This is a genomic window from Moraxella sp. HMSC061H09 (assembly GCF_001809255.1).
In the GTDB taxonomy this organism is placed as follows: domain Bacteria; phylum Pseudomonadota; class Gammaproteobacteria; order Pseudomonadales; family Moraxellaceae; genus Moraxella; species Moraxella catarrhalis.
On sequence record NZ_KV796856.1, the window covers coordinates 186,095 to 196,855 of the forward strand.

Sequence of the window (10,761 nt, forward strand, 5' to 3'; positions counted from 1 at the left end):
AAAGTTATTGGGCTAACTGTTTGGTCAAACCAGCCTGATAGTTTTAACCAATTCATAAAAAATAATTATCTTAAGCTTAAAAAAATATCATACTTAAAAAATCGGTAATATCACGGAAAATGCATAAAAATTTACTTGGTTTATATGTTCATATAAGATATAATTAACGCTTAATTCTGATTTTTATATCATTTATTTTGACAGTTTAACTGGTTCTTATATTTTCATTTTGTGAGTTACTTTATGTTTAACTTTACCCACACTCAATCCACCTTACGAGACGCCATTACCAGTGCTTATCGATTAGATGAAGTCACCGCAGTATCAAATTTATTAGAAACTCTAAACTTCAATAATGATGAAAAATCACACATCAGCGATTTGGCTCGCCGATTAATTACCCAAGTTCGAACCAACCGCAGCAAATCCTCGGGCGTTGATGCACTCATGCACGAATTTTCCTTATCCAGCGAAGAAGGTGTGGCATTGATGTGTTTGGCAGAAGCCTTGCTACGCATTCCAGATACAACCACACGAGACAGACTGATTCAAGATAAACTGTCTGATGGCAATTGGAAAAGCCATATCGGTCATAGTCCATCCATGTTTGTGAATGCTGCTGCTTGGGGTTTGGTTTTGACAGGCAAACTCACCCAACCTACCAGCGAAAAAGGGCTAAGCTCGGCATTAACCCGTGTTCTACAAAAAGGTGGCGCACCATTTATTCGTGCAGGCGTTAACCATGCCATGAAAATCTTGGGTAAACAATTTGTTACTGGTCAGACGATCCAAGAAGCTTTGTCTAATGGTAAAGAGCGTGAAAAGCTTGGATATCGTTTCAGCTTTGATATGCTTGGTGAGGCAGCCATGACCGCTGAAGACGCTGATCGCTATTATCAAGATTATGTTACTGCAATTCATGCGATTGGCAAAGATTCTGTTGGTCGAGGCGTTTATGATGGTAATGGTATTTCAGTTAAATTGTCTGCCATTCACCCACGCTATTTTCGTGCACAACACGCACGCGTGATGAATGAGCTGTTGCCACGCCTAAAAGCCTTGTTTGTACTTGCCAAAGAATACAATATCGGTCTAAATATTGACGCTGAAGAGGCTAACCGTCTTGAGTTATCATTAGACTTGATGGAAAAATTGGTTTCTGATCCTGATTTAGCGGGATTTAATGGTATTGGTTTTGTGGTACAAGCATATCAAAAACGCTGCCCTTATGTGATTGATTATTTGATTGATTTGGCTCGTCGCAATCATCAAAAACTGATGATTCGCTTGGTTAAAGGTGCTTATTGGGATAGCGAAATCAAATGGGCCCAAGTTGATGGCTTGGATGGTTACCCTGTATATACCCGTAAGGTACATACCGATGTATCTTATTTAGCCTGTGCTAAAAAATTATTGGCTGCTCAAGATGTGATCTATCCACAATTTGCCACGCATAATGCCCAAAGTTTAGCAACCATCTATGAGATGGGTAAAGATAAAGAATTTGAATTTCAATGCTTGCACGGTATGGGCGAAACACTGTATGACCAAGTTGTTGGTGATAATAATTTGGGTCGTCGAGTGCGTATTTATGCGCCTGTTGGTACTCATAAAACGCTACTGGCTTATTTGGTACGCCGCTTGCTAGAAAATGGGGCAAACTCCTCTTTTGTTAATCGCATTGTTGATGAGCAAGTCAGTATTGATGAATTGGTTGAATCGCCCATTGATATTGTCAAAGCCAATGGCATCTCTCAAAATCCACTCACGCCACCACCTCGCCATATTTATGGTGATCGCAAAAACTCGCTTGGATTGGATTTAACCAATGAACACACACTTGGCAGATTAGAAGACTTAATGCAACCTGCCAGTCAGATTGATTTTAATGTCTCTTCATTAACGGCAGTAGATGTCAGCCATCAGCCTGCTCATACTGTCTTAAATCCAAGTGATCATCGAGATGTTATTGGTCAAGTTTCTTTTATTGATCCAAACAGCGTACCAGATGTTATCACCACAGCTTTAAACGCCCAAACAAATTGGCAGACTGTCTCTGCTGCCGAACGAGCTGCCATTTTACGCCGTTTTGCAGATTTGATGGAAGACTCTGCTCATATGGCACTATTGATGATGGTTGCCGTCCGTGAAGCAGGCAAAACCTTATTAAATGCTATTGCTGAGGTTCGTGAAGCGGTTGATTTTTGTCGTTATTATGCTGATGAAGCAGAATCGCTTAATCTGTCTAGCCCTGTTGGTACGGTCGTTGCGATTAGCCCATGGAACTTCCCCCTAGCTATTTTTGTCGGTGAGGTTGTCTCGGCATTGGTAACAGGTAATACTGTTGTTGCCAAACCTGCCGAACAAACCAGTTTAATCGCACATTTGGCAGTATCTTGGCTACATGAGTCTGGTGTGCCAAAAGATGCTTTACAGCTTGTCTTAGGTGCAGGCGATGTTGGAGCAGCTTTAACATCAGATGAACGCATCAACGGTGTTATTTTCACTGGCTCAACAGAAGTTGCCAAACATATCAATAAACTACTTGCTGCTCGTGATGATAATCCAGTACTCATCGCCGAAACAGGTGGGATGAATGCAATGATTGTTGATAGTACCGCTCTACCCGAACAAGTTTGTGCCGATGTACTGGCATCAGCATTTGATTCAGCAGGTCAGCGGTGCTCTGCTTTGAGAATTTTATGTGTCCAAGAAGACATTGCTGATCATGTGGTTGCAATGATTAAAGGGGCAATGGATGAGCTGATTGTTGATAATCCTGTCGCCCTTTCAACAGATGTTGGACCTGTGATTGATGAAGAAGCACAAAAAAATCTACTTGAACACATCAACGCACTCAAACAAATTGCACCTTATCATGAAGTTGCCATCGCATCAGATGCACCATCAACCTTTGTTGCACCGATTTTGTTTGAACTCAAAGATCTATCACAGCTTAAAAAGGAAGTTTTTGGCCCTGTCTTGCATGTTGTACGATTTGCTGCCCATGAGCTGAATGATTTGATAGACAGTATCAATAAAAAAGGATACGCCCTAACCCACGGTATCCATAGTCGCATTGATGGTACGATTGATCAAATTACTGACCGTATCCAAGCAGGCAATGTTTATATTAACCGTAATATTGTTGGTGCAGTCGTTGGCGTTCAACCTTTTGGTGGACATGGTATGAGTGGTACAGGTCCTAAGGCAGGCGGTCCTTTTTATCTTCAGCGTCTAAGTCAGCTGACAAACTGGCAAAAACCAACGGTTGATACGCCAGCGAGTATTGATCATACAGCACTAAGCAAAGTACAGCGGTTAGCGCACAAGCTTTTGACATCTGATAATGAGAAGGCAAATTTTGATGCTGTCGCACAACAAGCCATCAACTCATCTTTAAATCAAGCTTCGGTCATCCTACCAGGCCCGACAGGAGAGACTAACACCCTAAGTTGGCATGCGCCAAAACAAGTTGCTTTGTATGGTGGATCACAATCCCAAGCACTAGACGCCTTGGCAATCTTGGCAGCCAATGGTATCATCACTCAGGTTCGCCCATCTCATGTACTGGCAGAGCATGCCAATGAGTTAATTGGCGTCCTAAAAGTTGTTGAAGAACCTGCGGTGAATGCTAATGATATCATCATTGCATTATCAACAATGCCTGCTGATGAACAAGTTAGTATTGCCAAACTAGATGGTTCAATTCGCCGTATCATTGATGCCACCAATGGGCTTGATATTGCAAGACTGTATCATGAGGTCAGCCAAAGCTATAATACAACCGCTGCAGGGGGCAATGCCAGCTTAATGGCTTCGGCGTAAGCCCTTAAACCACAATAAAACCGCTCTATCTTGGAGCGGTTTTATTGTAATAAAGCAGAATTATTTTATTTTATAAATACTTAAGCAACGAAATCTTGGCCAAGATAGACCTTACGAACTAACTCATTAAATAAAATTTCATCTTTATTACCTTGGGCGATAACTTTCCCTTCAGAAACGATATAAGCTTTTTGGCAAATTGACAGTGTTTCACGAACATTATGATCGGTAATTAGTACACCAATCCCACGCTCACGCAAAGTTTCGATGACCTGCATGATATCACTCACAGAAATTGGATCAACGCCTGCAAATGGTTCATCCAATAAGATGAATTTGGGATTTGATGCCAAACAGCGTGCAATCTCGCACCTTCTGCGTTCACCGCCTGATACACTCATGCCCAACGAATGGCGGACATGCTCTAAATGAAAATCAGCCATCAGCTTTTCAAGCTGCTGACGCTGCTCTGTTTGTGTTAAATCCTTGCGTGTCTGTAAGATTGCCATGATATTTTGTTCGACGGTCAGCTTACGAAAGATAGAAGCTTCTTGGGGCAGATAACCGATACCTTTGGCAGCACGCTCATGCATGGCATTTTTTGAAATATCTTGGTTACCTAAAATTACCTGACCTTTATCCATAGGCACAAGACCGATCACCATATAAAAACTTGTGGTTTTGCCTGCACCATTAGGACCTAAGATACCGACCACTTGACCTTGCTCAATCTCAAAAGAGACATCCTCGACCACCCATCTTTGACCATAACGCTTACCCAAGTGACGCATCGATAATACTGTTGTCATATTCAGGCCTTAGCGTAACCCACTGCGAGAATTTGAGTCGCTTGGTGGAAAGACCAATTCTACACGCTGACCACCACCAGCATTGGCTTCAACATCACCAACAGACAAGCTATAACGGATCGTATTACCAGAAAAACTTGATCCAGCTTGAGTGAGTTTAGCATTGCCTGTCAGCGTCACAATCCCACTGACAGCATTATAATCAATGCGATTTGCCTGACCTTTTGCCAATCCCTTTTCTTGGGTTACGACTTGTTGTATGGTGGCAGGCTGCCCTGTTGCAACCGCTGATTTAATGCTGCGATTATTGGTATCAAGATTCACGGTCAAATTATCGGCAGCAATCTTTAATGTGCCTTGCTCAATCGTCACTTTACCTGAATAAGTGGTTACGCCAGTGCGTTCGCTATAAGTCGCACGATCGGCCAATAGTCGGATCGGCTGATTGGTATCAGAAGGCAATGCTGAAGCAATCATTGGTATACTGACTATGCACGATAAAAATAAGTATTTTGTAATTACAAAATCAGCTTTCATATAAAACCTTGAAAAAACTTAAAAAATTTAATTAAAATAAAGTTTGATTTTGACGCTTTGGTGCATCAAAAAGCACTTCAATGTGATCAAACTCATATTCACCAGTTTGTAGATTCGCCCGAAAACCCTGAGCTTTAAAGCGATCTATGCCCTGTTGTACTGTTAGAGGGTCTCGGCTGGATATAGTACGATTTTTGGTATTGCCAATAATATTCAAGCCCTCAATAATCATTTCAGGCTTAGCAGCAGTGGCTGCACGCACCAACCGAAATCCTTGAGATAGTCGCAAATCGCCACTGTTTTGTTCAAGTGTCGCACGGTCGGCAGTCAGCGTATAGGTTTCGCCCTGAGGAGGTTGCCAGTGAATGGTTGCACCCAACATTTCATCTTGACCATTGGCGTTTTGAATCAATGAATCTGCGGTCAGTGTGTATTCTGTTGCACCAGTTTTAGGATCGGTTTGAATGGCTTTGATTTGGGTAACTTCAGAATCCACAGTCGGCACTTCAGGCAAGGCAGGTTTCACCTCGATATCTTCTTGATAAAAAAACCACACTGCCACCGCTAATGCTATGACACCCAACACACTTAACATACGAAAGTTCATTTGGGTCGCCTACTGAAATGTTGCAATGAATGCATCAAAGTTATTTTGTGCCTTTAAAATCAGCTCACAAACCTCCCTGACAGCACCATTACCCCCAGTTTTGGTTGTGATATAATCTGAAACTGCTCGGGTCTGCTCACACCCATTAGGTACACTGATCCCAAAACCTACCTCACGCACAGCTTTTAGATCGGGCAAATCATCACCGATATAGGCACAGTGTGATAGCTCAATACCAAGCTTCTTAGCAAGCCCCACCAAAGCAGTCAATTTATCATTTTGACCTTGGATAATATGTGAAATACCAAGTTCTTTGGCACGTCTATCAACCATGGCAGAGCTTCGGCCTGTGATAATGGCTAAAATAATGCCTGATTGTTTGAGTGCTTGCAAACCCAAACCATCTTGCACATAAAATGCTTTGGTTTCTATGCCTTCAGAATTATAAATGATTTGCCCATCCGACAAAATACCATCGACATCCATGGCAAAAAGTTTGATATGTTTGGCTTTTTGGTAAATTTCATTCATGAGTTTATCTTTTTAATTTCAAACCGCTTAATGTCAGTTTAGGTGTATATAAAATTAGCTGATGCCAGCTTTTAGTATATCATGAATACTAATTACGCCAATCAATTGACGATCTTTAAGTACCAAAAGCTGGCTGATGGCATTTTCATTCATCAAACTCAGTGCATCAGAGGCACGCATCTGCTGATCAACAGACTTTGGCGTCTTGGTCATCAGTGTCTGAATTTCAACCGTCAGATTGGTATGCTCAGCCAATTTACGGCGTAAATCCCCATCGGTAAAAATACCAACCACTTTGCCATCATCATCAACGACCACAGCAAGCCCCAAGCGTCCACTGGTCATGACTAATAAAGTTTCATTCAAGCTTGATTGATGATGTACAACGGGTAAATGATCGGTATGCATGATGTCAGATACACGCATCAAAAGCCTGCGTCCAAGCGCACCTGCAGGATGAGAGAGTGCGAAATCATGACTGGTAAATCCACGTGCGTGTAACAGTGCAACCGCCAACGCATCGCCCAAAGCCAGTGTGGCTGTGGTGCTTGAAGTTGGTGCAAGTCCAAGGGGGCATGCTTCTTCGGACAGACCCAAAGTCAGTGCAATGTCCGCTGATCTTGGCAAAATTCCACGCTTATCACGACTGATGCTAATTAGTGGAATGTTGAGTTGTTTGACGACAGGCAGCAGCATGCGTATCTCATCTGATTCGCCCGAATTTGAGATGGCAATGAGTACATCGCCTTGTACCAGCATTCCCAAATCACCATGCCCTGCCTCTCCAGGGTGCATAAAAAAGGCCGGTGTACCCGTTGATGCAAAAGTGGCAGCAATCTTACGACCAATATGTCCAGATTTGCCCATGCCTGTTACGACCACGCGTCCAGAACAGTTTAAAATCGTTTGACATGCATTGACAAAACGCTCATCAAGCTCATCAATCAACAACTCCAAAGCACGCTGTTCGGTACGGATTGCGTCAATAGCATCTTGGATGTAATCACTGGGTGCAAGGTTGTTTTGTTTCATTGCCATTTCATTCATCAAAAAAACAGGCCATAATAATAGCATATTTTATCTGTTAATTGATTGGTATTTTAGCATTTATGAGTTAGAAGGTATCACCCAATAAAAAACTTGTACACGATTAACTCGTATACAAGTTTTTATGCCAAAATACTTCATTTTGGGTTGGATAAGTCAAGATGATGACCAAATCAGGATTGATTTTCAAAATCGTCATCATAATTAAATTTTGGGTCAGGTTTGGTGTCAAAACCTGAGCGGTTGAAATTTTTGGTATCTTTGCTTTCAAAGGCTTTACCATCAAAGCCTCGCTCCTCAAATCCTGAACGGTCAAAGTTTTGACGCTCAAAACCAGTATGATTCATACCACCGCCTTGATAGCCCATACCACCACGGTCAAATCCGCCTTGAGTTTGACGCTCAAAACCAGTTTGAGAGGTACGAGTAAAGCCGCCTTGTGGGCGAGAGCTGCTTTGATAGCTCATACCACCACGGTCAAATCCACCTTGAGTTTGACGCTCAAAACCACCGCCTTGATAAGTGCCACTAGACATGACACCCAGATTAGCGCCTTGATATCCACCAGCGGATTGTGCAGGTGTAGAGCCGCCTTCTGTGCGAGGATTTCTGGTAGGTACAACCGTTGAAATGGCATGCTTATACACCATTTGGCTGACTGTATTTTTTAATAATACGACATATTGATCAAAAGATTCGATCTGCCCTTGTAGCTTTATGCCATTGACCAAAAAAATTGATACTGGAATACGGTCTTTACGCAGAGCATTCAAAAATGGGTCTTGTAAGGTTTGTCCTTTTGACATAAGTTTCTCCAATCTAAATAGCTAAAGCAATGTAAATGAGAAGACGCCTCATGAATTATTGCAAAAATTGCTGTTCTACTTGTTTTATGCTATTAAATGATACTATTGTTAAGTTATTTTTGGTTGGTTTGTCTGTCTGTGCCAATTGCTTCAGCCAAGTATATTGGCGTTTTGCCAATTGCCTTGTAGCATATAATGCCTTATTTTTCATATCTTGACAAGCCAAATCCCTTGTATTTGTCATGGTTTTTTTAGATTTTTTGTTAAAATCTTGATGAATTGAATTAATTTCTTGGTTTTGCTTGGATTTTTGAGCATGATAATAAGGCTTAAGCCCAAGATGGGCAGCGACACAGGCATGATCAATTGCAATCAAATAATCAAGCACCTGCCGATATCCAACAGCACGCAGTGCTGGCATATCGGCCGTCAGATTTGGATGCTGCTTGATTAGTCCGATAACTTCTTGTAAAAATCCATCCGCCCACATTACTTGAAGCCTTTGTTCAATTCGCTCATGCAGCCAAGCTCTATCTGGCATAACAATAATAGCGTACCAGTGCCATTTTGGGTGGTGGCTGATTGCCAGCTTTGGTGTTGATTGCCAATGGCTTAACGGCTTACCTGTTTGTAAGTGTACCTCAACGGCACGCGTGATACGCTGAGTGTCTGTGACTTTGAGTTTTTGACAAATCACGGGGTCATGTTGTTTTAGGTAATCATATAACGCTTTATTACCCATTTCATCGTGCCAAATTTTGACCTGATTGCGGATCATTGGATTGGTTTGCGGTACTGCGGATATCCCATCAAGCAGTGCCATATAATACATCATCGTTCCGCCGACCAAAATAGGGATTTTATTGCGCGCATGAATCTCGCCAATCAATCGCTCAACATCTTGCACAAAATTTGCGACGCTATAGCTTTGGGTGGGCGATAAAATATCCACCAAATAATGTGGATAAGCGTTCAGCTCATCTTTGGTTGGCTTAGCAGTGCCAATGTCCATACCTTCATATATCAGTGCACTATCAACAGAAATCAGCTCAAACCTGCCTGTATCATATAGCTTAAACGCCAAATCTGTCTTACCACTGGCGGTCGGAGACATCAAGCAAACGACACTATTATTTGGCAAATCTGTATAATGCGGCAGATCCATTAAACTTCCTCAAGGCCCATCAAGGTAACGACTCTTTTGTCATCAAGATGGCGAATGATATCAATGTGATAATCAGGTTTGGGTAAAACCTGACTGGCACGGCTTGCCCACTCAATAATAACAAGGCTGTTTGGTTCATCAAAATATTCATAAAAGCCAATAAAATCAAGCTCCTCAGGGTCATTTAAGCGGTATAAATCAGCATGATAAACAGGCTTTAATCTTCCTTGAAGATTGATTTGATAAGGCTCTACCAGCGTGTAAGTGGGGCTTTGACAGCACCTTGATGACCCATAGCTTGTAGCCAATAGCGTACCAAAGTCGTTTTGCCTGCACCCAAATCACCTGACAACCACACACTGCCCAATAAGTTCATCTGAGCCAATGTTTCGGCAAGTGCTTGGGTGTCCGCTTCACTGTGTAAGGATAAGGTTTGGCTGATCATACTTGAACCTGCAAATCCACTTTTGGATTGACAAATGCGTCACCTTTTAGCAGCTTATCATACATCTGAGGGTCGCTCCACTCTGATTTAACTTGCTCACTAAACTCAAAATCAGCTAAGCTAAGTACGCCCATTTGTTCATTTTCAACATCTTGCTTAAAGCACTGAGCATAGCCTGTCGCTGTCTCATGGACAATGACAGAATAAACGCTGATATCTTGTTCACCGTTTTGCATGACAGTTTGATTCAAAATGGCATCTGCCCAAAAGAAAATCACTCGACTAAACTGTTCGGCTGAAGGTGATACAGGCAAACTTATCCAACGCGCACTAAAGTCCTTGCAAGCTTGGATATAGCGTGTATCGTCCTGATCCCAAAAAGTGATGGCGTGGTCAAAACTGTCTATGATATCTTTGATATGGTGCTTTAATAGCCCAAAATCATAAACCATTTGACCGTGATCAAGGCGATGTGCCTCCAAAATCAGTTCAACTTCATAACTATGCCCATGTATGGATCGTTTACAGCGATCGGATGAACAATTACGCACAATGTGTGCATTTTCAAATTTAAACAGTTTGCGAATTCGCATGATAAGCCTTTTTTATTGTCATCTTATGTTTGTTTGGCATTATTATATCACAGGTGATTTTTGACAAAAAGCAAAAACGCAGCAAGGCATTTGCGTTGCTGCACTGTGCTCTAAAGCTTAGGTTAGCCGAATGCTAACAATCGATCGCCATCTTTATCAGCAATGCGTGTCGTCAAACCCATGGTATTTAGTAGATTGATAAAAGGTCTGGCATCTAGCTCTTCAACATTGACCATCGTACCTACATTCCATTCACCACTGGCGATCAAAAGTGCTGCTGCAACAGGCGGCACACCTGCGGTATAAGAAATGCCTTGACTACCGACTTCGGCATAAGCGTCTTCATGATCGATGATATTATAAATAAATATTTCTTGAGTCTCGCCGTCTTTT

General features: G+C 42.0%; 10 protein-coding genes and 1 pseudogene. 1 reads left to right on the forward strand and 10 read right to left on the reverse strand.

Going from position 1 to position 10,761, the window contains the following annotated elements; translation table 11 throughout:
• The first annotated feature begins 243 nt into the window (after positions 1-243).
• Positions 244-3,828 (forward strand): bifunctional proline dehydrogenase/L-glutamate gamma-semialdehyde dehydrogenase PutA, encoded by a 3,585-nt coding sequence (gene putA, locus HMPREF2573_RS07330; protein WP_070473075.1) that lies wholly within the window; start codon positions 244-246, stop codon positions 3,826-3,828.
• 80 nt (positions 3,829-3,908) lie between these two features.
• Here putA and lptB read toward each other — a convergent pair whose 3' ends face one another.
• From lptB to HMPREF2573_RS09220, 10 genes and pseudogenes are all read right to left on the reverse strand, one after another.
• Positions 3,909-4,637, reverse strand: a complete 729-nt coding sequence (gene lptB / locus HMPREF2573_RS07335) for an LPS export ABC transporter ATP-binding protein (RefSeq protein ID WP_065248999.1) — start codon at positions 4,635-4,637, stop codon at positions 3,909-3,911.
• A 9-nt stretch (positions 4,638-4,646) separates the two neighbouring features.
• Positions 4,647-5,174, reverse strand: a complete 528-nt coding sequence (gene lptA / locus HMPREF2573_RS07340) for a lipopolysaccharide transport periplasmic protein LptA (RefSeq protein WP_003658213.1) — start codon at positions 5,172-5,174, stop codon at positions 4,647-4,649.
• 31 nt (positions 5,175-5,205) lie between these two features.
• On the reverse strand, positions 5,206-5,781 hold the full coding sequence (gene lptC / locus HMPREF2573_RS07345) for an LPS export ABC transporter periplasmic protein LptC (protein ID WP_003664322.1): 576 nt from the start codon (positions 5,779-5,781) through the stop codon (positions 5,206-5,208).
• Between the two features lie 9 nt (positions 5,782-5,790).
• Complete coding sequence (locus HMPREF2573_RS07350; protein ID WP_042510332.1) at positions 5,791-6,312, reverse strand: KdsC family phosphatase; 522 nt, start codon at positions 6,310-6,312, stop codon at positions 5,791-5,793.
• 54 nt (positions 6,313-6,366) lie between these two features.
• Positions 6,367-7,386 carry a KpsF/GutQ family sugar-phosphate isomerase gene (locus HMPREF2573_RS07355; RefSeq protein WP_003669701.1) on the reverse strand — a complete coding sequence of 340 codons (1,020 nt, stop codon included), beginning with the start codon at positions 7,384-7,386 and terminating at the stop codon, positions 6,367-6,369.
• 146 nt (positions 7,387-7,532) lie between these two features.
• Entirely contained in the window at positions 7,533-8,165 is a 633-nt protein-coding gene (hfq, locus tag HMPREF2573_RS07360) for an RNA chaperone Hfq (RefSeq protein ID WP_070473078.1), read from the reverse strand.
• A gap of 55 nt (positions 8,166-8,220) precedes the next feature.
• Positions 8,221-9,330: a tRNA (adenosine(37)-N6)-dimethylallyltransferase MiaA gene (gene miaA / locus HMPREF2573_RS07365; RefSeq protein ID WP_003658222.1), complete on the reverse strand. Its 1,110-nt coding sequence runs from the start codon at positions 9,328-9,330 to the stop codon at positions 8,221-8,223.
• Positions 9,330-9,775: pseudogene (tsaE, locus tag HMPREF2573_RS07370) on the reverse strand (tRNA (adenosine(37)-N6)-threonylcarbamoyltransferase complex ATPase subunit type 1 TsaE). Before tsaE ends, miaA begins: the two are co-directional and overlap by 1 nt.
• Positions 9,772-10,368, reverse strand: coding sequence for a 6-pyruvoyl trahydropterin synthase family protein (locus tag HMPREF2573_RS07375; RefSeq protein WP_003658226.1), 597 nt, complete (start codon positions 10,366-10,368; stop codon positions 9,772-9,774). Before HMPREF2573_RS07375 ends, tsaE begins: the two are co-directional and overlap by 4 nt.
• Positions 10,369-10,490: 122 nt before the next feature.
• A partial coding sequence (locus HMPREF2573_RS09220) for a saccharopine dehydrogenase family protein (protein WP_369801714.1) occupies positions 10,491-10,761 on the reverse strand: 271 nt, incomplete at its 5' end.